Source organism: Allofournierella massiliensis, from assembly GCF_004345265.1.
GTDB classification, from domain to species: Bacteria; Bacillota; Clostridia; order Oscillospirales; family Ruminococcaceae; genus Allofournierella; species Allofournierella massiliensis.
Genome location: NZ_SLUM01000025.1, coordinates 15,658 through 37,353, shown reverse-complemented (window position 1 = coordinate 37,353; position 21,696 = coordinate 15,658). Strand labels below are relative to the sequence as shown.

The 21,696-nt window shown below is 53.8% G+C and carries 28 protein-coding genes and 1 pseudogene; 3 read left to right on the top strand and 26 right to left on the bottom strand.

Annotation, left to right across the window (positions count from 1 at the left end):
- The first annotated feature begins 142 nt into the window (after positions 1–142).
- The gene (locus EDD77_RS13785) at positions 143–502 is read left to right on the top strand and encodes a helix-turn-helix transcriptional regulator (RefSeq protein ID WP_058966433.1); all 360 of its coding nucleotides are present in this window, start codon (positions 143–145) and stop codon (positions 500–502) included.
- Between the two features lie 201 nt (positions 503–703).
- On the opposite strand, the gene EDD77_RS13780 is transcribed toward EDD77_RS13785, so the two are convergent.
- The 4 genes from EDD77_RS13780 to EDD77_RS18135 all read right to left on the bottom strand — a co-directional run bounded on the left by EDD77_RS13780 (position 704) and on the right by EDD77_RS18135 (position 3,156).
- Complete coding sequence (locus EDD77_RS13780) at positions 704–2,050, bottom strand: relaxase/mobilization nuclease domain-containing protein (protein WP_058966431.1); 1,347 nt, start codon at positions 2,048–2,050, stop codon at positions 704–706.
- Between the two features lie 147 nt (positions 2,051–2,197).
- On the bottom strand, positions 2,198–2,488 hold the full coding sequence (locus EDD77_RS13775; protein WP_058966430.1) for a CD1845 family protein: 291 nt from the start codon (positions 2,486–2,488) through the stop codon (positions 2,198–2,200).
- Positions 2,489–2,647: 159 nt separating this feature from the next.
- Positions 2,648–2,995: a plasmid mobilization protein gene (locus tag EDD77_RS13770; protein WP_058966428.1), complete on the bottom strand. Its 348-nt coding sequence runs from the start codon at positions 2,993–2,995 to the stop codon at positions 2,648–2,650.
- The gene (locus tag EDD77_RS18135; protein ID WP_172733326.1) at positions 2,992–3,156 is read right to left on the bottom strand and encodes a hypothetical protein; all 165 of its coding nucleotides are present in this window, start codon (positions 3,154–3,156) and stop codon (positions 2,992–2,994) included. The genes EDD77_RS13770 and EDD77_RS18135 overlap by 4 nt, the downstream gene beginning before the upstream one ends.
- Positions 3,157–3,258: 102 nt before the next feature.
- Here EDD77_RS18135 and EDD77_RS13765 point away from each other — a divergent pair, with 102 nt between their 5' ends.
- Positions 3,259–3,705: a DUF6650 family protein gene (locus tag EDD77_RS13765; protein WP_058966425.1), complete on the top strand. Its 447-nt coding sequence runs from the start codon at positions 3,259–3,261 to the stop codon at positions 3,703–3,705.
- Positions 3,706–3,829: 124 nt separating this feature from the next.
- Here the strand turns inward: EDD77_RS13765 and EDD77_RS13760 are convergent, their stop codons facing one another.
- From EDD77_RS13760 to EDD77_RS13655, 22 genes and pseudogenes are all read right to left on the bottom strand, one after another.
- Complete coding sequence (locus EDD77_RS13760; protein WP_006575040.1) at positions 3,830–4,198, bottom strand: cysteine-rich VLP domain-containing protein; 369 nt, start codon at positions 4,196–4,198, stop codon at positions 3,830–3,832.
- Positions 4,199–4,202: 4 nt separating this feature from the next.
- A complete protein-coding gene (locus EDD77_RS18130) occupies positions 4,203–4,379 on the bottom strand; it encodes a hypothetical protein (RefSeq protein WP_007491259.1) in 177 nt (58 codons plus the stop codon).
- Positions 4,376–5,155, bottom strand: coding sequence for a DUF4366 domain-containing protein (locus EDD77_RS13755; RefSeq protein WP_058966423.1), 780 nt, complete (start codon positions 5,153–5,155; stop codon positions 4,376–4,378). The genes EDD77_RS18130 and EDD77_RS13755 overlap by 4 nt, the downstream gene beginning before the upstream one ends.
- 2 nt (positions 5,156–5,157) lie before the next feature.
- A complete protein-coding gene (locus EDD77_RS13750; protein ID WP_021659243.1) occupies positions 5,158–5,412 on the bottom strand; it encodes a DUF4315 family protein in 255 nt (84 codons plus the stop codon).
- Between the two features lie 14 nt (positions 5,413–5,426).
- Positions 5,427–7,136, bottom strand: a complete 1,710-nt coding sequence (locus EDD77_RS13745; RefSeq protein ID WP_058966421.1) for a C40 family peptidase — start codon at positions 7,134–7,136, stop codon at positions 5,427–5,429.
- Positions 7,117–9,420, bottom strand: coding sequence for a VirB4-like conjugal transfer ATPase, CD1110 family (locus EDD77_RS13740; RefSeq protein WP_349140354.1), 2,304 nt, complete (start codon positions 9,418–9,420; stop codon positions 7,117–7,119). The genes EDD77_RS13745 and EDD77_RS13740 overlap by 20 nt, the downstream gene beginning before the upstream one ends.
- A gap of 13 nt (positions 9,421–9,433) precedes the next feature.
- The gene (locus EDD77_RS13735) at positions 9,434–9,829 is read right to left on the bottom strand and encodes a PrgI family protein (protein WP_058966419.1); all 396 of its coding nucleotides are present in this window, start codon (positions 9,827–9,829) and stop codon (positions 9,434–9,436) included.
- 3 nt (positions 9,830–9,832) lie between these two features.
- Positions 9,833–10,390 carry an MT-A70 family methyltransferase gene (locus tag EDD77_RS13730; RefSeq protein ID WP_058966417.1) on the bottom strand — a complete coding sequence of 186 codons (558 nt, stop codon included), beginning with the start codon at positions 10,388–10,390 and terminating at the stop codon, positions 9,833–9,835.
- Positions 10,391–10,407: 17 nt separating this feature from the next.
- Positions 10,408–11,202 (bottom strand): DNA-methyltransferase, encoded by a 795-nt coding sequence (locus tag EDD77_RS13725; RefSeq protein ID WP_058966415.1) that lies wholly within the window; start codon positions 11,200–11,202, stop codon positions 10,408–10,410.
- Entirely contained in the window at positions 11,192–11,443 is a 252-nt protein-coding gene (locus EDD77_RS13720; RefSeq protein WP_006575050.1) for a hypothetical protein, read from the bottom strand. Before EDD77_RS13720 ends, EDD77_RS13725 begins: the two co-directional genes overlap by 11 nt.
- A gap of 14 nt (positions 11,444–11,457) precedes the next feature.
- Positions 11,458–12,324, bottom strand: coding sequence for a VirB6/TrbL-like conjugal transfer protein, CD1112 family (locus tag EDD77_RS13715; RefSeq protein WP_058966413.1), 867 nt, complete (start codon positions 12,322–12,324; stop codon positions 11,458–11,460).
- Between the two features lie 11 nt (positions 12,325–12,335).
- Positions 12,336–12,416, bottom strand: a pseudogene (locus EDD77_RS13710) (Maff2 family mobile element protein); the annotation flags it as partial.
- 90 nt (positions 12,417–12,506) lie between these two features.
- Entirely contained in the window at positions 12,507–14,177 is a 1,671-nt protein-coding gene (locus tag EDD77_RS13705) for a recombinase family protein (protein ID WP_058966412.1), read from the bottom strand.
- Complete coding sequence (locus EDD77_RS13700; protein ID WP_058966410.1) at positions 14,178–14,375, bottom strand: hypothetical protein; 198 nt, start codon at positions 14,373–14,375, stop codon at positions 14,178–14,180. It lies immediately after the preceding gene.
- 229 nt (positions 14,376–14,604) lie between these two features.
- Positions 14,605–15,942 (bottom strand): virulence-associated E family protein, encoded by a 1,338-nt coding sequence (locus EDD77_RS13690; protein WP_058966407.1) that lies wholly within the window; start codon positions 15,940–15,942, stop codon positions 14,605–14,607.
- Positions 15,911–16,555, bottom strand: a complete 645-nt coding sequence (locus EDD77_RS13685) for a CHC2 zinc finger domain-containing protein (RefSeq protein ID WP_040342894.1) — start codon at positions 16,553–16,555, stop codon at positions 15,911–15,913. Before EDD77_RS13685 ends, EDD77_RS13690 begins: the two co-directional genes overlap by 32 nt.
- 65 nt (positions 16,556–16,620) lie before the next feature.
- Positions 16,621–18,201 carry a MobQ family relaxase gene (gene mobQ / locus EDD77_RS13680; protein WP_058966405.1) on the bottom strand — a complete coding sequence of 527 codons (1,581 nt, stop codon included), beginning with the start codon at positions 18,199–18,201 and terminating at the stop codon, positions 16,621–16,623.
- A gap of 186 nt (positions 18,202–18,387) precedes the next feature.
- The gene (locus EDD77_RS13675; protein ID WP_016218015.1) at positions 18,388–18,906 is read right to left on the bottom strand and encodes a signal peptidase II; all 519 of its coding nucleotides are present in this window, start codon (positions 18,904–18,906) and stop codon (positions 18,388–18,390) included.
- 31 nt (positions 18,907–18,937) lie between these two features.
- Positions 18,938–19,258: a TfoX/Sxy family protein gene (locus EDD77_RS13670; RefSeq protein WP_058966403.1), complete on the bottom strand. Its 321-nt coding sequence runs from the start codon at positions 19,256–19,258 to the stop codon at positions 18,938–18,940.
- Positions 19,259–19,552: 294 nt separating this feature from the next.
- Complete coding sequence (locus EDD77_RS13665; protein ID WP_058966401.1) at positions 19,553–19,849, bottom strand: DUF3847 domain-containing protein; 297 nt, start codon at positions 19,847–19,849, stop codon at positions 19,553–19,555.
- Positions 19,842–20,183 (bottom strand): DeoR family transcriptional regulator, encoded by a 342-nt coding sequence (locus tag EDD77_RS13660; protein ID WP_058966399.1) that lies wholly within the window; start codon positions 20,181–20,183, stop codon positions 19,842–19,844. Before EDD77_RS13660 ends, EDD77_RS13665 begins: the two co-directional genes overlap by 8 nt.
- Positions 20,180–20,368 carry a hypothetical protein gene (locus EDD77_RS13655; RefSeq protein ID WP_002304353.1) on the bottom strand — a complete coding sequence of 63 codons (189 nt, stop codon included), beginning with the start codon at positions 20,366–20,368 and terminating at the stop codon, positions 20,180–20,182. Before EDD77_RS13655 ends, EDD77_RS13660 begins: the two co-directional genes overlap by 4 nt.
- Positions 20,369–20,851: 483 nt before the next feature.
- On the opposite strand from EDD77_RS13655, the gene EDD77_RS13645 reads away from it, so the two are divergent.
- Positions 20,852–21,658, top strand: a complete 807-nt coding sequence (locus tag EDD77_RS13645) for a helix-turn-helix domain-containing protein (RefSeq protein WP_058966398.1) — start codon at positions 20,852–20,854, stop codon at positions 21,656–21,658.
- Positions 21,659–21,696 lie beyond the last annotated feature (38 nt).

Genomic DNA, 21,696 nt, shown 5'->3' with positions numbered 1-21,696 from the left:
GCAATTTTTCAACAACAATATTGTATCTCAAAGATTGCAATAATGGCAATCTTGCAAACATGAAATTATTTAGTCGGTGGTATGAAATATGTGGTCGTTCAAATAATAACACCTGAAATGTAAAATTACATTAGGTGATATTATGAAGATTGAAAGAGATGAACGACGGTTTGATTTTCACGATATAGGGCTCGCCATCAAGCGGGCAAGGGAAGCCAGCGGGATGACACAAGAGCAACTGGCCTATATTGTTGACCGGGCTCCGCGCACCATCATGTATAACGAGAATGACGGCCAGCACCCCAGCCTCAACACCTTTTATCAGATGGTGACAATGTTTGATATATCGGTAGATCAATACTTTTATCCGTCCAAGAATAAAGGGAGCGAGTGCAGAAAGCGGATTGATGCCATGCTCAATTCCCTGGACGAAAAGGAATTGAAAATTTTAGAAGCCACGATCCAAGCGATGATGGCGGCTAAAGAAACGGAGAATGCGTAAGAGAAGCACGCGCCTCCGTTTTTTCATGCCATGTTGCGGGGTGCGCGTTTTGGCAAGCAATTCGGGTGTGGCCACACTCCGAAATTTTCACAGGCCGCAGGCCCGTGAAAATGCTTGTTGGGGAGCTCCCCAAACCCGCTGAACTTCTGGACACTTTGTCCAGAAGTCCCGGCGCAAGCGCCCATTGTTGGCGGCCCGGAGCTAACGCTCCTGGGCCTTATTTTTTTGCTCGTCCGCGTGTCCGAGCAGGTGATCGATATTCGCCTTGACTGCCACGGCCTGCCGCATATCCGCCTGGGCCTTGCGGTATTCCGCGTAAAGGGCTTTTTTCTTTTCGGAGAGCTCCCGGCGCTGCTTTTTCAGCGTGTCCATTTTGGGGAGCTTTGCCCCGTCCAAAAGCTCACTCATGGCCGCCTTTGCCGCCCGGTAGTCTGCCAGCTCCGCCTCGTGCTGGGCCAGATACTTTTTAGAATACCGGGCCGCCTTGTAGCCGTCAAACACGGGCCGCGTCTTTGCGTACTGCACCACCGCGCCCATGAGCTCGGAGGTTTTGGAAAGGGCGGCCTCCGTGTCCCGCAGCTCCCCGGCCAGCTTGTGAGCCCGATCCACCGCCGCCTCGGTGCTGGATGCCAGCGCCGCATAGTCCATAAGATCGTGCTCACGGAGATACAGGAGCGCGGCGGCCATCTGCTTTATGTTATAGACTTTGGCCCACCGCTCATAGGCCGGGCCCTTGCCCTGGGCCATGCGTTCTTGAATGTCGATGATCAGATTAACGCGCCGGGCCGGGGCCGGGCTGTCCTGGGGAAGCTCCGGGATGGGCCGCTCCCCGGCAATCGCCGCCCGGATGTCATCGGGATCAAAACCGGGGCCCAGGGTAGAAGCCCGCAGGCGGGTGTACTTTTCCTGCCCAGGGGCCAGGAACGAGATCGCGCCGCCCCGCCCATGCTTTACTTGAAAGCCGGACTCCTCCATGAGCCGCAGAAACGCCGGGAAGTCGGCGGGCTTTTGCTCCAGAGCCGCCACGATCCCCAGCCGCACCCGCTGCTGGGCCGAGGGCGGCTTTTCCCCGATCCATTGTCCATAGTGAAGAAAGCGGCCCTTGCTGTGCTGCTTCGGATTTTGAATAACAGACAGCTCGTGCTCAATGCACACCCGGTCAGAGAGCCGCCGCACCGCAAAACTGGAGCCGATGAAGTTATGGAATTTCCGGGAACAATCCTGGGCGGTGGAGTTGTAATAAATGTGATTGTGAATGTGGCCCTTGTCAATGTGGGTGCATACGAAGAACTGATACTTGCCCTTTGTCCAGCGCATGGCTGTTTCATAGCCGATTTTATTTGCCTCCTCCGGCGTGACCTCGCCGGGCGGGAACGCCTGCCGGATCTGAAAGAACAGGGCCCCGCGCTCCACGGCCCGGCCCGTTTCCGCCTGGTACTGGCTTTTCAGCAGCAGGAACTCAGCGGGGGCGGATGCAGGATCACAGAGATAGGCAGACACAGCCCCCAGCTTTTTCGGATTGAGCCCATAGGCAAACCGCTCCTCCATCGTCTGGATGGCCGTTTTCCCAGCCGCTACCTTGTAGGGCCGGATGTAGGTTGTAGCGATAGCCGCACCTCCTTTCCCAGCAGAAAAAACGGGCGGCGGTCTGTTCCACCCGCCGCCCGGAACTTCTGGACAAAGTGTCCAGAAGTATCAGCTTGCCATAAAATCCATCGCCGCATACTTCACACCATAAAGGCGCTCCACCAGCCAGCCGCCCAGGGCCGGGAGCCCAAAGGGAGAAACCAGGAACGCCAGCACGAACATGGCGATGCAGCCTGTGGTCTGCCCGGCCAGCAGGCAAAGGATCGCCAGCAGGGACAGGCCCACACACGCCACAACGCACACAGCGCCCGCCACGCAGGACAGAAACGAGAGCACTGCCACGGCGAGGATTAGGGCCAGAATAAAGGGGGCCGCGATAATTTTTAAGATCGTCCGCATGGTTCATACCTCCTACAAAAGTTTGATATTTGCCTCTATATGTATATTATAACTCCGTAAGAGGGGCCCAACAAGGATGCCTCCGCTATCCCCACCTCTGGACAAAGTGTCCAGAAGTCGAGATAGCCGAGGAACGGCGCAGGGCCGCTCCCCGGCAGGTCAGAGCCGCACAATGGCGGAGAGCTTTTCCAGAAGATCGGACAGGGGACGCCACAGCTTTTCATAGTCCCGCTGCAACGCCTTGATTTCCTCCGGGTAGATACCGCCATAGGTGTTTGCCTGGATCGCCACCTGGTTTAAGTTGTTGGAGCACCGCCGCTGGAGCGACACCAACTCCTGGACAGGTGACAGGTCAACATGGAGCACATAGCCATTGAGGGCCATTTTCCGCACATAGGCCCCCATATTGCGGATGCCCGCCTCGGCCATGCGCTCCTGGATCAGCGCCAGCTCCTCCTCGGACACCATCACATGAAGATGAATAGGGCGGCGGCGTTTCTTTGTCACCGCTCCTCCCGTTCCAGGCTCCGGCTGGTACGGGGCGGCTCCTTTACCTTGTCCAGCGCCTTGTCACGCTCCGGGGGCAGCGCGGGGATCGGCGTACCAAACACCCCGCAAAGCCGCTTCACTTCCAGATCGGCAAAATCCTGTTCACGCTTCTTGTCCATAATCATCCTCCTATCTATCGCCCTAATTGGGCCAAAATCTGCGATTGAATAGTACTCAGAAAATGCTATAATTGGTTTATAAAATAAGAGGGAGCGGAGCCTATGGGTATTAAAATTACTGGGATTGATACGCCATTTGGGGGTGTATCATGGGAATATACTGAAACATCAAAAAATGGTATTCAAGAACTTTTCTACTATCTTGAAACTAAACGTATTTTGATCAATCCAGTAGAGATGGAAATAAAATCATGGTGTGTTCAATCTGCCATTGAAATGAAGCGAGAGATTGCATCGGTTTTATCCAAATATAAGTTTAATTCTGATACTATTTGTTGGTTGAGAGCAATGATAAACGCCTGTAATCTGTTCTTGGATAGTTTGAGCTCGGTTAAAAATTCCGGGATAATATATAAGAACAGTAGTGGAGATTGGGAAGATGCCACGTTTTCTCGAGCAATGAAGCAGTTTAGAAAAGTATTCAAAGAAAATATTTTGCTTTTATCTCAAGCGTATGACATCCCCTTTCCAAACGATATTCCAGATTAACAGCTTTTCAATTCCTTTTAAGATGTTGACAGCATCCGGGCCAAACAGGGGCAGGCCGTAGAAACACACGGCCCACCCCAAAAGCGGCCCCGGAAAGCCTTGTAATCAGCGGGGTTTCGGGGGCCTAATTGTCAACGCCCCAGCCCCGCTTTTTCCGCATATATTCCCGCTGTTGCCGGCGGTGGGCTTTCTTTGCACAGGCCGCCGAGCAGTAAGCCTGCCGCCGATCCGGGGCAACGGGCCCGCCGCAGATAGGGCAAATCTTAAAATCCGGCCTGGGCCCCTCGGTCAAGAGGGCGGCCTCCAGCGCCGGATCAAGGGGCAGCACCGCCTCCCGAAAGTAGCGGCACAGCGCCCCCGTCCAGCATTTCCCCAGCATATAGCACTCGCAGTCCAGGGGCAGGCAGCCGCACTCCCGGTCATAGTTGGCACACCATTTTGTCACCAGGGCGCGGATCGCCCGTTTTTCCTCGCGTGTCAGTTCACGGGCCAAGCCGTCACCTCCCGCCAGCCGGGGCCCGCATAAGCTCCCGGTAGCAGGACACGCAGCCAATCCCGCGCCAGTAGGGACACCCGGAGCACCGGGAGCCCCTGGGCGGCTTTGCCGGGGCCGGAGCCTGGGGGCGGGGCTTCTGCTGCATCATCTTTTCATAGGGGCTGTTGGTAAACCTCATTTGTCCGCCTCCTCTCCGTCATCGTCCTCCTCGTCCCAGGGCGGGCCGTCATCGTCCTCGTCCCCGTAGCCGTCCGGCTCGTCATAGTCCGTGAGCTCGTCGCCGTAGTCCTCCTGGGGCGCGGCGGCTTTCTGCTGTTTGGGGCGCAGCACCTTGAAATAGAACGCCGCTCCGCCGCCCACCAGGGCCACGGCCAGCACCGCCAGGAGCATCCCTGTGTTGCTACCCGTTTCCGGCTCGGCCTCCTCCGGGGCGGGCTCCTGGGTTTCCGTGGGCTCCGGCTCCGGCTCAACACCCACGCACTTACTCATATTGGCAGAGCAGACGGCGCAATCCGTATTGACGGCCCCCGCCTCGCATTTTTCAGAGCAGGAGCACACCGCCTGTTCCACGCCAGCGGCCTCCGCCGCAGCCAGCAGATCAGCCTCATCCACAACGCTGAAAAAGTAGGTTTCGTACTGTTCGCCCTCTTCGTCCACGGGCTTGTCATAGTCAATGACGATATAGAACGTGTTGCCGCCGCTGGTCTGGACGGTAATAAACTGCTTGTTTGTGTGCTCGTCATAGAGCAGATCGCGGGTCACAAGGCTGCCCTCTTCGGAAAAGCCCTCGCCGGGCTCAATGGTGGGCTCCGGGGTGGGAGTTTCCTCCGTCATGGTGGGATCGCCGTAGTCCGCGCCCTCGCCGCCGTCCGCGTAGGCATACGCCGGGACACTAAAGCCGCATAAAAGAACGACGGCGCAGAGCGCCGCCGCCATCACCCGAAAGCGTTTCATCTTCAATTTTCCTCCTTTCCGCCGTCCTCAGACTTCTGGACACTTTGTCCAGAGGTGCCGCCGTCCCGGAGCCGCTGGAGCACCAGGGGCAGTTCCTCCAGGGAAACGCTCATGCTCCGCACGATGTCCACGATCTCCTCGTTTTCCGCCTCCCGGTGCTTTTGCTCCAGCTCTTTCAGCCGGGCCTGCTGTTCGCTGATTTTGGCCTTGACCTTATCAATCTCGGCCTGGATTTTTTGGCTCTTGCTTGCCGCCATAGAGTACCTCCTTGTCAGGGTAAACGCCCGTAGGCGTAGAAATGAGATTGCCAGTAGCTTGTATTCAGGTTTGCATATTGGATGGGATCGCCACAATGGATCATCATCCCGTCCCCCACATAGATGCCACAATGGGACACGCCCGCCGTGTCATAGGTGCCGACAAAGAACACCAGATCGCCGGGGCGGGGTGCGCTGGTGGGGGTGCAGATGTTATAGAGCCCCTGGGCTCCCAGGCGGCCCACATTCCAGCCGGAGTGATTGATCACCCAGGACACAAAGCCGGAGCAGTCAAAGGACGTGGCCGGAGAGCTGCCGCCCCACACATAGGGATAGCCCAGGTATTTCTCCGCCTCGCCCAAAATGGCCGCAAAGGTTTCATCGTCCAGATATTCCTCCGGCACGTCATAGTCAGCGGGCGGGTTTGTGATGTATTTCCCCACATAGGCTGACTCCGGGAACAGATCGGGCCTGTTCCCCAAGGTGGACATATAGAGGGAATAGCGGGCCATCTGTTCCTCGCCCATCATTTCCAGGGGCAGATGGGAAAGGTTTTTGTTTTCCAGCGTGACATAACAGATGTACCAGGAGTAGGGATCGCCGTCGCTGTCATACCGGGTTTCCCGTACCACGCGCTCCGTCAGGATATACTGGCGGTCAAAGAGGGTTTCCAGGGTGCCCTGCACCTCGTCCGCCGTCCATTCCCCCTCATGGAGCACACAGAGGATAGAGATCAGCACATAGGGATCGTGCTCGATCTCGTCCAGGTCAAAATGGTATTCGTCATAGCTGTGGGTGGCGGTATAGGTGTCCAGGTAGTTTTGCAGCTCGGCCTCCATGCCGGAATAGGCCGCCTCCGCCGCCAGGATCTCCCCGTCCTCCGAGGGGTAGGTGGTAGCGCCCACGGCCCCCGCGCCGGAATTTCCCAGCATCACCAGGGAAGAAGAACAGGACTGCATCATAAAGAGCAGGAGCACACAGGCCAGGGCCAGCAGCACCCCCACGGGATGCCGCTTCACAAAGCCCGCGATCTTCGCCCCGGCCTTTTCCGTGGCGGCGGCGGTCTTTTTGGCCGCGCTTGCCGCTCCCGTCTTTGCCGCCTCCCGCGCCCGCTTTTGATACTGCTTTTTCAAGCGGTGCTTGCGCCACATCCGGGAAACAGGGTTGCCGGACATTTCCGGGTGCTCCTGGGCGGCCATGCGGAAATGATAGTCCGCCGTGGCCTTGACATATTTGGACTCGGCCCGCTGGACAGCCTTTGCCGGGTGCTGCCGGATTTTCTTTTGCACAAACCGCTTGCCATGCCGCAGGCCGGACTCGCCCACCAGCTCGGAGCGGTGGGCCCCCTCGATCCCCACGTTTTCCTGTTCATTCTCATAAATCTTGCCATGCACAAAACCGTGGGCGGCCCCGCCAGCGGCCCGGCCTATCCGCCGCACCAGGCCGGGCTTTTTGGGCGGCTTCTGTTTTGCCAGCTTATCCTTTGCCCGTTCCAGCTTTTCCCCGCGCTCCTCCATGCGGAGCTTGGACGCGGCGGCCTGCTCCTGTTTGCTTTTCTGCCGGAACTTTGACTTGTGGACACTTTGTCCAGAAGTGCCGTTGTCCGCAGCCCCGGCACCCCCTGAGGAGCCGCCCCCAGCGGCCCCGCCAGGATCGGCGGCGCTCTCCCAGGAGCCGGGGCGCTCCCTGGGCTCCTGTTTGGGCTTATTCGGTTTTCGCTTCATTCTTCAAATCCTCCGGACGGGTAGTCAGCAGGTTATAGATCTCCCCACGGGGGAACCGATCCACAAAGGGGATCGTCACATCCCCATAGAACAGCAGGCCCTCGCCGGAATTGCTGTGGGTGATGTAGGAGAGCTGGTGCTCCGAAATGCCGAGCTGCTTTGCCAGAATAGCCCGGTCACTTTGGGCCTGGGACAGCAGGATCATAAAATCCGTGTTGTCCAGAATGGCCTCAATCTCCCGGCTGGCCAAAAGGTCTTTGACGTTCTGCGTCAGGGCCGAGGGGACACAGCCTTTCTTTCTCAGCATCTTCCACACGGCCACAAAGTAGCTGGCGGTAAGCGCGTCCCGGAGCAGGATATGGAACTCGTCAAAATAGCACCAGGTAGAAACACCGCTGTGAAAATTCACATTGACCGCCGAAGTTACAAAGTCGTTGGTAACGTGCATGGCGATCTTGCGGAGGTTTTCTCCCAGCCCTTTGAGAACGATGCACACGATATGGGACGTGAGCTTTACGTTGGTCTGGTGGTTGAACAGGTTAAGGGAGCCGGTGCAGTAGAGCTCCAGGGCGGTTGCCACACGGCGGGCCTCCGGCTCCGGCTGCTTCAAAAGCTCCTCGTACAAGTCCTGGAGCAAGGGCGGCTTGCCGTCCCCGATCCCCAGGGCCATATCCCGGTAAATGAGCCGCACACAGCGGTCAATCACGGTTTTTTCGATGGGCTGCAAGCCGTCCTTGCCGCCCACCACCAGCTCACACAGGGACAACAAAAAATCCGCTTTCATGGAAAGCGGGCTTTCGTCATCGTCCAGGTCAAGCTGAATGTCCATAGGGTTGATATGGCTGGGAGAGCCGGGAGCGATCTCCACCACCTGGCCGCCCAGCCGCCGTACCAGCGGGGCATATTCGCCCATCGGATCAACAATGATAATCCGATCCTTTGGGATAGTGAGAAACACATTGATGATCTCACGCTTTGCGGCAAAGGATTTTCCCGATCCGGTTGAGCCAAGATACAGGCCGTTGGCCGATTTCAGCTTTTTGCGGTCAGCCATGATGACGTTATGGGAAAGGGCGTTCATGCCGTAGTAGAGGGACGGCCCGGCCATACGGAGCTCCCTGGTCATAAAGGGAATGAAGATGGCCGTGGAACTGGTTGTCATGCCCCGCTGGATTTCCACCTCGTTATAGCCCAGGGCCAGCGAGGACACAAACGCCTGCTCCTGCTGCCAGTCCAGCCGCTTCAAGGCGCAGTTGTATTTCTGCGCGATGCCGCCCACGGTAAACACATCGTTTTCCAGCCGCTGCCGGGTGGGGGCGATATTGATGACCGTGAACGTGAGCAGGAACATCCGCTCGTTGCGGGACTGGAGATCGGCCAGGAGCTCCGCTGCGTCTTTGGAAAACGTAATCAGGTCAGGGGGCAGAATGTCGGGATCGTACCCGGCCCGCACCGCCTTGCGCTGTTCCTCCACTTTCATTTTGCCAATGTCGGAGAGCTTTCCCTTGATGGTCTTAATGGCTTTGAGCTGATCCACCGTCTGAATGTGCATGGTAACGGTCATTTCCGCATCCAGCTCCAGAATTTCCGCCAGGAGCTTGTCAGAGAGCTCGGACGCCAAAATCTGCAAATAGGACGCAGCGCCCCAATACTGGCCCACCCGGAACGTCCGGGATTGCCGGAAGTCGAAACTGTCCGGGGCAATAAAGTCCTTTGTCCCCATGCCCGTCCGGGGAATGTCCTGCCAGGAGAAGCGGAACGGCTCCCGGCTGCCGGGGTGCATCTGACTGTGAAGCAGCGCCAGTCGTTCCTGCCCGTCCATCGGAGCAGAGGGAACGCCCAGCCGTTTCAGATTGCCTGTCACATCGGCCTCCACCCGTTCCAGGCGGGGCCGGGCCTCCGCGATCCCCTCGGCGGGCAGGCCAAACGTGATATACTTTGACCGCTCGATGCCGTTGTTGCTTTTGGCAATCTGATTTTTCAGCATACTTGTGAACTCGGCCCGGATGCTGTCAAAGTCATCCTGTGCCGGGGGGATATTGACCTTGTACTTGCTCCGGGAACGGGAGCGGCGGTTGATAAAGGAGAGCTGAAACGGCAGGGAGCTGTCAAAGTAATTGAGGAACGAGCTCCACCCGCTGAAAATCGCCGTCTGATCCTCGGTAGAAGCCACGGAATAATTGATGTCCTCATATTCCACGGTTTTCGTGTAGAGCCCACCGGGGAGCTGGCACACCCCGTCCGGGTGCATCACCAGGTAAGGGATCGTCTGCTGGGCAGACAACGCAGCTTTCCGGTTAGCGGCCTTTCCGGGGCCGCGCTTTGGGCTGTTTGCTTTCTGCAATCGCATCCTCCTTTCTCACAGCGCCCCGCTGGGTAAACGGGGCATAGATATTTTCCGTCTGGTAGGGCCTCACCCCAGGCCGCAGGAAACGGGCCCGCAGGATGTTCCGCACCACCTTTTCAAAGGGGAGCCCGTCTTTTTCGTACATCGCCAGCAGGAACGCCGGGAGCGCCACCGCCATCATCAGGAACATGGCTCCCGTGTTGCCGATGGCGCTCCGGGCCAGCAGATAGGACGGGATGCCCACCGCCGCCGCGATCCCGAAACACACAAGCTGGCGTTTCGTCAGGTTAAAGGCCAGTTTGGTCTTGATTTTGGATAAGTCGTTGGGAACATTCACATAGGGCATGGATCAACCTCCTTTCGCGCCCACCTCTGGACACTTTGTCCAGAAGTCCGGGACGGTGCTTTCCACCTCGTTCCCCCACACATCCCAGCCGGGCGGGGACTGCCGGGCGAACAGCTCCACCCTGGGTACGTCGCCCATGAGGGCCACGATCTTATCACGGGCCTCGTCCGGCTTTCGGCTGTGCTCCTGGATCGGGGCAATAATGAATTGATGGACGTTTGCCGCCTGCCGTTTTGGGTGTCCCCGTGTCGCCAGCAGGCAAACCTCCGCGTTGCCCCTCGTCCAAAAGCCCAGGCCATAAAACCAGCTCTCGGACTTTCGGTTTTTCTTCAGCCACACAAACGCCACGCTTTTGTAAGTAAAGCCCCACGCATTGATCAGCCGCAGGGCCTCCGGGAGCTGGGGGAACGTAGCCCACAAAAAAAGCACGCTGTCCGGGGCCGCCAGATCAGCCACCGGGAGCGCGCATATCTCGTCAATCCCCATTGTGGGGTAATGCTTCTCCGCCGCACCCTGCAAGCCCTTTTGCGTGTAGCGCCAGGGGGGATCGGCATAGATCACAGAATACTGTCCGATAGTTACACTCCTTTCTCCCCGGCCTCCAACGTTGCCCGCGCCAGACGGATGCGCTCTGTGGCGGCGGCGTAGTAGGCGGGGACGGTTTCAAAACAGATGAAGCGGCGGCCCGTGTTGAGGGCGGCAACCGCTGTTGTGGCAGAGCCCGCGCAGATGTCCGCCACCACCTCGCCGGGCCGGGTGTAGGTTTTGATGAAATACTCGCACAGGGCCACCGGCTTCTGCGTGGGGTGGACGGTGCGCTGGACGGCTGGAAAGGTCAGCACGTTTCCGGGAAAGCGCAGGCCGTCCTCCGATCCGCTGCCGGAACGGGTAAATTTTCCGTAGTTGGTGCTGTTCCCGTTATTGCCCGCAATTTTCTTGTAGGGCTTGCCCTGCTCAAACTGCGGATTGTAAAGCGGGAGCTTTTGATAGAACACCAAAATATTCTCCGTCTTTTTCAGCGGAGCGCGGCGGGCGTTGAGAAACCCTGTGCAGCGGCTTTTGTACCATACCCACTCATAGCGGAGCATGGACAGGTTGGATGCCCCCAGCACCTTGTCATAGGGGCATTGTGCAAAGAACAGTACAGCGCCGTCCGGCTTGACTGCCCACTTGACCGCCTCCCACAGCTCCGGGAGCGGCAGGGGCACATCCCAAAAGTTCCGGGTGGTGCCGTAAGGCGGATCGGTCAAGAGCATATCCACAGAATGATGGGGCAGGGAGCGCAGGCCCTCAATGCCATCCATAAGGAACAGGCCCTCCGGGAGCTCCGGGGACTTCTGGACACTTTGTCCAGAGGTGCCCTTATCGGTCATCCCTGGCCTCCTTGCCCTTTGCCGGGGCGGGCCGGGCGGCGTTTTCACGGGCGGCCTGCGCCCGCCCCTCGGCTAACTGCTGGGCAATCTTCTTCGCGTCATCCCTGCCGCCCAGCAATTCCTGCTTTTGCAAAACGGACTCTGTTTCCGCCATAAAGCGGTAAACATCGGCCTGGTTGAAGTCCTCCGGCGCTTTCCCGTTCCACAGGCGCGACCCGTCGGGCCCATATCTTCTCGGCATATAACACCCCTTTCTCAATGTGCGCTAAAGATACTTCGCGCAATCGTCCCGGTTTTGAACAGCATGAAGCAGAGCAAAACCGTATAGCCCACGGTGCCCCAAATCGCCCCAATGGGATCTCCGCCTGTGGCAATTCCCTGGATCAGCACCGCATAAATCGCAACACACACCAGAATGAGCAATCCTTGGAAGCCCACGGCAAACAGGGAGCGCAGATAGTTCTGCCCGATCTGTCCCACCTCCCGGTGGGAGATCGTTGCCATAGGGATGGGGGCCAAACTGGTAAGCAAATAAATTTCCAACATTCTGCCATACACCAAAACAAAAATGACGATGCCCAGCGCCCACATGGTAACGCCAATGATAGAGGACTGGAGCCACAGGCCCAAAAGCGGCCCTAAATCCATCCCCTCCAGGGTGGTTTCCAGCTCCGTCATCATATCCGGCGTGATGTCCGTGGAGCCCTGGATCAGACCGCCCGCCTGGGCGATCACCGTCTGCGACACGTCAAAGACGGCCATCACAATGTTAAAGGTGTTTGAGAGAATGAAGATGGCACAAGCCGTTTTGAATATCCATTTGTAGATATTCGCCACGTCAAACTCGTGCATATTGTTTTTTTCCAAAAGCATCTGAATGAGCTCATAGGTGGCAACAAAGGTCAGCACCAGCCCGGCAATCGGCAAGATCACCGTTTCGGAAAGCTGGCGGATGAGGGAAAATACCCCGGCGTTCCACGCCGCCGGGGTAGTCCCCACCTGTACCGCAATCTCTCCGACTTGGGTATTGACGTAATCAAAGAGCCCCTCCAGGTTCCCCATGATCCCGCCAATCAGCAGCTCTTTGAGCCAGTCCGTGAGCCAGTCGGTGAGAAAATCCATAAGCCGCTACCTTAAAACAGGCCGGACAGCAGAGGGATCAGGGTGGTGCCCAGCAGGATGATGCCGCCGCCCGCCATGAGCTGTTTTATCCCCAATTAGGTGTAAAACTCTGCTCAATGGCGGGCGGCGGCGTACAAAAAATCTATATGGTGTTTTTAAGAGAACCGTCCCGGCGGGACAGGTCAGGCAGTGACCTGTTCCACCTCCGGGATGGGTTTGAGATTAAAATGAATTTCGATAGAAATGTGTCTTATTTTATCTTCGTCAATGCGCTCATGCACGACGATTTCTTTGATTAAGCGGTTGAGGGTGGCTGCGTCCAACTCTGTGATGTTGGCGTATTCCTGAATGGCTTCCACCCATTGTTTTGCGTCATTGGCAAGCTGGACTTCATCGGACAGCCGCTTCCTGCCCTCGGACACTTTTGCTTTAAGTTCCGTCTGCTCGGTCTGTGTCTTTTCCAGCATGGTGTTGAAGTTCTGCTCACTGATACGCCCGGCAATCATATCCTCATACAGCCGCATGACCATTTTGTCCAGAACCTCAATCCGTTCCTCGTCCCTTGTAAGGGAGCGTTCCATTGCTTCCCGCTGTTCCCGCTGCTCGGCTTCACAGGTATTGGTCAGGCGGTCGGAAACCGCTTCCCCGTCCATCAGGGCAGCTCTGGCACATTCCCGGATTTTCCGCAGCACATGGCTGTAAAGGGTGTCATAATCAATCCGGTGCTGGGTGCAGTGGTTCTTTCCAAAGGCATTGTAGGTCTTGCAGGAGTATATCCGCTGGGGATGTTTTGCGTTTGTGTAGCGTACCGTCAGCGACTTCCCACACTCGCCGCATTTTAGCAGTCCGGCAAACAGGCTGATTTCATTGGTCTGCCCCGGACGCTGGCGGGATTTCAGCTTGTTCTGCACAATGTCAAAGCTCATGCGGTCAATCAGCGGTTCATGCTGTCCCTCCACCACAATCCAGTCCTCCGGCTTCTTTTCCCCAATCGTGCCGATTTTGAAACGGTAGTCTTTTTTCTGGGAAGCAATCGCCCCGGTGTAGACGGGATTCATCAAAAGGTCTTTGATAACGGAAAAGTCCCACATATACCGCCCGTTTTCCGGGTCTTTCTTTTCCCATTTGGTGCGGGTATTGCGAAGCCCCCGTTCCCGGTTCCACCATGTGGGGCAGGGGATTTTTTCTTCCTCCAGCCGTCTGCGGATATAGTTCGGACCATGACCGTTCAGGGCATATCCGAAAATCAGCCGCACAATCGGGGCGGTTTCCTCGTCAATGAGCAGATGGTTTTTGTCCTCCGGGTCTTTCCGATACCCAAACGGGGCAAGACACCCGGTAAACTGTCCTTTCTGCGCTTTCAGAAGATAAGAGGAATGGACTTTCTTGGAAATATCCTTGCTGTACATCTCGTTCAGGATATTCTTGAACGGGGCAATGTCGTTGTTATCCCGCAGGGTGTCGATACCGTCATTCATGGCGATATAGCGGACACCGTTTCTTGGGAAAAAGTCCTCAATCAAATGCCCGGTTTGCAGATAGTTACGCCCCAGTCGGCTGAGGTCTTTCGTGATGACAAGGTTGATTTGCCTGCGCTCAATGGCTCTCAACATTCTCTGTAAATCAGGACGCTCCATATTAAGACCTGTGAAGCCATCGTCCTGATAGACCGCCACAACCTCCCATCCCTGCTTTTCGCAGTATTTTTCCAGCATATCACGCTGGTTTGCGATACTGGCACTTTCGCCTTGCAGGTCATCGTCCTTTGACAGTCTGCAATAGACCGCTGCACGATAGCCCCCGGCAAGTGCCTTTCCGATTGTTCTATATTCCATTTCGTTCATCATAGCCATTTACCCACACAATCCAGACGGTATCTGGCTCTTTTGAACCTCATCTTCATTATACTTCAAATCTTTCTTTTTAGCAAGATATCCTTTTGTATTTGTCTTTCCGTATTTCTGGGAAATCAGGCTGACGAACACATCGGTTGCGTCCAGTTCCCCGTCAAACACCGTTGTAACATGAATCTCTGTTTTGCTTTTTGCCATAGGCAGTTATCCTCCATACATGAAAATAGCCAGACAGAGGGTGTCGGCAACGAAGTCCGGCAACGGACTTCAAAAGACCTTGCAAACAATCTCAATCTGGCGATGGTTACTATTTATACTTTTCTTTTATTTTTCTGTTGTTTTGGTTGTCATAGGGGAGAAAAGCCGATAGTTTCGGGATTTTCCCCGGCAACGGGATAGCAACATGGGGTGCAACGGGCTGTCATTTTCAGAATGGAAGCTCCATCTGTTCTGTGACCTCCACAAAACCGTCCATCGTTTTTTCAGACGGGTTGCCGGAGTCCGTTGCCAGGTTTTCACGCTCCCAGCCCTTTTGTCTGCCATATTCGGAAAACATTCTTGGGTTTTGGAAGTACCTCCAGCCGGAAATGCACTGGTTCATAATCTCGTTGATTTCCCGGATTTCCCATTGCTTCGGCTCGTCAAAAGCATGGTTCAAGGCTTCCTTATAGAGCTGCTTGGAGCAGACCATGCTCCCGGTGTACTTATCAAGGTATGCCTGTATCATCCCGGCTTTGGTGTCCTCCGGCATAAAATCCCGCTGGTGTTCTTTGAGATAGCGCTGCATGGCGGGGCTGAAAGCCAGCTTGAACCTGCCGCTTCGGTAAATCTCCATCGCTTCCGCCCACATCTGCCCGATATAGGCTCTGGAAGCAGCTTCGTCCTCCAAAATGTGAACCTCGGCTTGCTCCGGGTAAACCATGACGGGGATAAAGCGGCGGTTGCCGGAACGGTCAAGGGGCAGGAAGTCAAGGGCATTGGAAGTACCGCCAAACACGCACTGACGGGGGCGGTCTGCCGGGTGGGTTTCATAGGGTATCTTGTAAACCTCTTTCTGCCGGCTTAAAAATGACTTGATTTCCTCAATGCTCTTGGCGTTTGCGGTTGCCATCATTTCCGACATTTCAATAATCCAGTGACCTTGCAGCTTGCGGTACACATTGTCATCGTCCAGCTTCCGCAAATCATCGGAGAACCACTCGTCCCGGACTGCCAGCAGACGGAAGAAGGTGGACTTGCCAGCCCCCTGACCGCCGACCAGACAGAGCATGATTTCAAACTTGCACCCCGGCTGAAAGGCTCGTGAGATTGCACCCAGCAGGAACAGCTTCAACGCTTCATAGGTGTAATCGTCTGCGTCAGCCCCCAGAAAGTGCCGCAGGCAGAAACGGATTCGTTCTGTACCGTCCCACATAAGGGAATTGAGATAGTCCCGAATGGGATGGTACTTGTTTTCATTCGCCACAATCCCGATGGCGTTATCAATCTTTTTCTCATTGGTAAGCCCGTAGGTTTCTTCCAGATAAAGAAGCAGATACTTCATGTCCGTATCGTTCAGGGCGGTGCTTTCCCTGTGAAAACCGATGGGCTTTATGATGTCCTTGCGGTCAGTCAGGATGTTGTATGCGATAGCCCCGGAAAGCAGCGGGTCACGTTGGAATACGGTCAGGCAGTTCCGTATGCTCTGACGGACACCGCCTTTCTCGGTGGTTTCCAGCCCCGCCTTGATTTCCTCAATGCTCTGGGGCGGCTGCATGGCGTTCATGGTGTTTTTTAGTTCTTGCTGCGTCTGCGGCTGCAAGCTCTGCCATTCGCTGTTCAAGCTGTATCACATCCTTTCCGTAGTCCGTAATCAAAGCCGCTTTTTCCTCTGTCTCCCCGAACAGCAGCACATCCAGCAGATATTCCACATGGTCTTGCTTCTGTAAGGCTTCCACAAACCGGGGATGAAAGGCTTCCTCCGGGGAGTGCGGGACATAATCCTTTCTCCATGCCCGGAGCAGGTGGAGATAATCGGCAAGAATACGGAAGCAGCGGTTCTTTGCTTCCTGAAACTGTTCCTCCGGGGATTTCTGCCGGGGCTTGGGCTTTTTTGCCTTTCCCGGCGGCTTCCAGTCCTCATAGGAAAGCCCGAAGTCCTGTGCCAGTTGTACGGCGGCTTCTTTCTTTCCCAGTCCATACAGGGCAGCGGCAAAATCAATCACATCTCCATCCGCACCGCAACCGAAGCAGTGGTAACGCCGATCCAGCTTCATGCTTGGGGTCTTATCGTTATGGAACGGGCAGCAAGCCATCCCGTTCCGACCTACATGGATTCCATAATGCTCCGCAGCCTGTCTTGTTGTGACGGACTGCTTCACAGCTTCAAATACATTCAAATCTATCCCTCCTTGAAAATAAGAAAAGCACCTGACATTCTCTGATTGAAAATGGCAAGTGCCTGTTAAAGTTCCATATCCTGTTGTTTGTGTTTCTTCTGTGCCGGGGCGGTTCTTTGTGCTTTTTTCTCGTCAGCCTTATCCTGCAAGACTTCTTTGATAGGCTGTTTCTTGGGCGGCTCTTTGCTTTCTTCTGTGCCGGGTGTTGCTTTCCGTACCCAGTAGCGGATGTCCCGCAGTTTCCTCAAATCCTCCTGTACCTCGGTCAGCGGTACTTTCAGCTCTGCGATTTCGCTAAGAAGCATTTCCTGCTCCTGTTGCAGCTCATTTTTCGTTTTATCCTTATCGTCCGGATGCTTGGCAAGATAGGCGGCGGCTTTCGCATATCGGGCAACCTCCGGGTGTTCCTGTTTGAATTTCTCCTTTGTTTTCTTAAAAAATATCTTCTGGTACTTTTCATAGACAGGTTTACATTCCTTGCAGGCTGTCCGGCTGGCAAGAATCCCGTCAATCACTTTGCTGCGGGCTTCCTTTTGCTTCATCTGATTGCGGTAATCTGCGGCTGATTTCCCGGAAGATTCCAGAAAGGCTTCTAAGTCCTCCACAGTGGAAAGCCCCTTTTGCCGGAGATAGGACAGGGCTTCGCTGACTGCCTTTAAGTCCTGTGAAGTCCCCCGGTTCTGTCCAGCCCTTGTCCAGTCCTTCCGTTCTTCCTTTCGTATCTCCATATACTTCATCAACAGATTGGGAAGAAGTGTTGCTTCCTCCGCCGCTTTTTGTGCAAGCAGCTCTTTCCGTTTTTCTCCCAGCTCGGTAATCCAGCCTTTGAGGTTTTGGATAAGCTGCCGGATGGATTTCATCAGGCGGTTGGCGGCTCTGATTTCCCGGTTCAGGTTGCCGATATTCGTCTGGATACCACGCTTTTCCATCTGCCGGACAGCAGCCCCCTCATGGACAGTAGGGACAATATCAAGCCCCTGTCTGGCATAGGAACGCAAGTCCACACGCTCCGGGCGGTCATTGGCTTCCAGATAGCGGTTCTGGATGACCTCCCATTCATGCCGCCAGATTTCACAATACTTCTGGTCGTTCCAGTCCACCGTATCCTCCTTGTGGCTTTTCCATCTGCCGGATGGCAGCTTTATCCGTTCCCCATTCTCATCAAGGTCATAAACCTTGCGGCTCTTGGGAAGCCATTTCCCATGTTCGTCCATTGCCCTCATAGTGAGCAGGACATGGGCGTGGGGATTATGTCCCGGCGGATGGGGGTCATGGATGGCAAAATCAGCAATCATGCCTTTGGAAACAAACTGCTTCTGGCAGAACTCCCGGACAAGGACAGCGTACTGGTCGGGCGGTATCTCTCTTGGGATGGTAAGCACCCACCGCCTTGCAAGCTGGGAGTTCCATTGTTTTTCCACCGCTTCGGCGGCATTCCATAGGGTATTGCGGTCTGCATACGACCGTGGGGCATTTGCCGGGAGCAGGATTTCATTGTGGACGATACCACGCTTTTCCGGGTAGTGCTTCACTTGCTGGTCGTATTCACAGAACAGCTTTTCGCCGCTTTGGTAAGCAGCGGCGGCAACCGCAGACTGCCGCTGGCTTCGCTGCACAATCGTGATTTCATTGTGTGGACAGGGCATTTCGTGTCCCTCCTTTCTATGCTTGGTGGATGGGGTGGCGTTTTACCACCTCATTTTGGGCAGAAAAAAAGCAGGAGACCTTTTTCAGATTTCCTGCTCGGTGTGCCGCTGTGTGAGCGGCGGGTATTTAGTTGTAAAAGTTCGGAACAAGTTGACCCGATGTATAAGAAATAATAAACCAGAAGTTTACAAGCTAAATTTGTTACAACAAAAATGTAAATACTCTTTAACCGATATTTCTTTGCTATTCAAAATTCCAATAGCAACAAATATAACTTCTGCAACTGTAAGATAGCAGTCTTTCAAATCAAAAATAAAAAGGGTAGGTATCTGCAAAAAATCTAAACTTCCACCCCAAAACAGCTTATCAATCAAGCTACATAAACATCCCGATATGCCACAAATCATTATTATTTTTACCCAAAAACTTATATGTGCTCTTTTTGCCTGATATAGCATATATCCTGAAAAAAAGAGGAACAAAACAAACACATTCAATAAAATGGTAACAAACGGACTTGATAATAATTCGAAGAAATTTCCAGCATAAGATAAACGAGTATTTAGTTCTGGATTAAATCTTAAAACTTTGGCTATTATATCAAATTCGCATTTCATAAATACTTTTGAAATTACTATTTTAACCGTCTGGTCAATTAGAACCAATAATGCCACAGGTATAATAAACGGCTTAAACTTTTCCATCAGTAACACTTCCTCTCAAATTATTATTTTGTTATTTTTTCTTTTTCGATTTAGGGGTAGGCAATTCCTTATACATAGCATTAAACAATCCTGTCAAAAACTCTTTATTATCAACTTCATCTACCAACAACATTTCTTTTGCTCCCTCGTAAGGTAACTCATACGAAACCGTTGGCATATAACTTATTGCTGATTTTACTGGTTTGACAAGTAATCTATCATCATAGATACCGCCTACAATCTTACCACGATAATAAATGACAAATTCGCCCATCATAGCTCGATAGGTAATTTCATTCAAGCCAGATAACTGACCTAAAATAAATTCTAAATATTCTTTGCTGGATGCCATAACTTTACCTCAATTTCTAAATTTATTACTGACTTCATTATACTTTATTGCTTATCGAAAAGATAGCATATTTTATGAAACTTGTCGGCTGGGAACAGCTTGCATTGCAAGGTGTCCCCAGATGGCAAGTCCACAAAAGGGTAGCTGGCGGCAGCCAGCGCAGGGGAAGCGTAGCGTCCCCTGTATGATTTGGAGCAGACCATGACTGCGGAAAATCAAAGCCCTCCGGCGAGGAGCCTTCGGAGAACGCAATGCACCAACCTCTGGGTGGTGTATAATTGCGCCCTTAGTAAACTAAGGGTTTTCCGGCTTCTCCCGTTCCAGCAGTTTCTTCAATAGTTCCTGCGTGTCCTGCCTGTGAAAAATGAGTTTCAACAACAGCATGACATTATCATCTGTCAGGCGTTCCGGCTCTTGCAGAAAACTTTCCAGCATACCGCCACGAGTACAGAGCCGGTGTGTCCGTTCTTTTCGGGTAAGCTGCTTTAGCTGGTGCTGCAATGCCTTTTCATCATTGATGGCTTTCCGCAGTTTCTTTTCACTCTTTTCCAACTCTCGGTTGAGCTTTTCCAGCTTTGAGGTATCAGGCAAGGGCAGCGTCCTCCTTTCCCGGTATCAGCACATAAATCCTGTTTGGTTCTCCAACGCCCTGACGCACTCGCATGATCAGTCCGGCGGTTTCCAGTTCATTCAGAGAACGCTTGACCGTCATGGGGCTGCGGAACAGGACTGCGGCAATGGCTGTGACAGGGAAGCAGATAAACAGGATTCCGTTCTCGTCCTCCTGTCCGTTGGATAGCATAGCGTCCAACATCCGGCAGTACATGACCTTTGCGGTGCTGCTGACTGGAAATCCTGTCAACGCTCTGGGAAAGGGCATACAGGGCGGCAAGGGTGTGTCTATCGTCATAAATTCAAAATTCATTCGGTGTGTTCCTCCTTTTTCTTTGCTCGTTTGGATAAATAACGGGGGCAGTCAATCACAACCGCCCGGAAGCTCTGCTTGCACCCATGCTGGCATTTCCGGCATAATTCGTTGTAAGTGACACGCCCCCGGTCATTGAGGTAAAAGGAAAGCTCATGCTTCCTCTTTTTGCTCATTCTCGGCATATTGCGCTTCCTCCCGTTTTAGTGTATGGTTTCGGGTCGATTTTCGGCAAAATTACGGTCATAGAGCCGCTTAAAATCTCCCGAAGTATCAACGATAGGGTAGACTATCCCCCTATCAGATTGTCGTGTTTCGGTATCATTTCGGTGTCAGTTCGCCAGTTCTCCCCGGTGTCGTTCCTCCCCTGAATCTCACAGCGGCGTATCGCTCCCTTTGGTACGCTCGTTTCGGTCAGGGTTCCTCCACATCCCTGCCAAAAGTCATGGCACTACATCGCCGGGGAAGCATATCCCACACAGGCTGGTCATTCGATTGGAATAATCCATCGATGAACTACCTGTATCATAGAACATTTTTGTGCCCTGTGCCGTATGTCCACAAAGTAGGAATTAGGGGTAAAAATCAGAAATTTCCACGATTGCGGAAAGTGTGATATAATCCAGTTAAGCGGCAGCAATGAAACCGCCGGAAAGGAGCGTGTGCCCATGAAAGGAGCAACAAGCATACAGGAACGCCTTTGGGAACTCCGCAAGGATAAAGGCTTAAATCTGGAAGAACTATCAAAGCTGACGGACATTTCTAAATCAGCTCTTGGAAGTTATGAAAAAGAGAATGTTAAGGAAATCAATCATGGCTATCTTGTCACGCTGGCAGACTTCTATGGGGTTTCCGTTGATTATCTGCTGTGCCGGACAGAGAACCGGGAGCAGATCAACACGCCACTAACAGAGCTGCATTTGAATGATGAGATGGTGGCACTTCTGAAAAGCGGTCGGATTAACAACCGTCTGCTCTGTGAGCTTGCCACTCATAAGGACTTTATCAAGTTTCTTGCGGATATTGAGATTTATGTGGATGGGATTGCCACCATGCAGATTCAAAATCTCAACGCTCTTGTCGATACCGTCCGGCATAAAATCATTGAACGGTATCGCCCCGGCGAAGATGACCCGCATTTGAAAGTGCTACAAGCTGCCCATATCAGCGATGATGAATATTTCAGCCACATGGTTCTGGATGACCTCAATCTCATTATCCGGGATATTCGGGAAGCTCACAAAAAGGACAGTGAGAGTGCGCCCCAGACCACCGTTGCCGATGAACTGAAAGAAAATCTGGAAGCGGTCGAAAATTTCAAGGGCAGCCGGGATGAAAAGCTCGTTGTCCTTTACTGCAAGCAGCTTGGTATCAACTATAAAAATCTGTCAGACGAAGAATTTCGCTGGCTGATTCGGATTCTCAAAAAATCAAAGAAAATGGGAACGCCTATCAGCCAGAGGAAAAAACGGTAAAGAAAAAACCGCTGTTGCATGGTTTGTTGACTCCCATG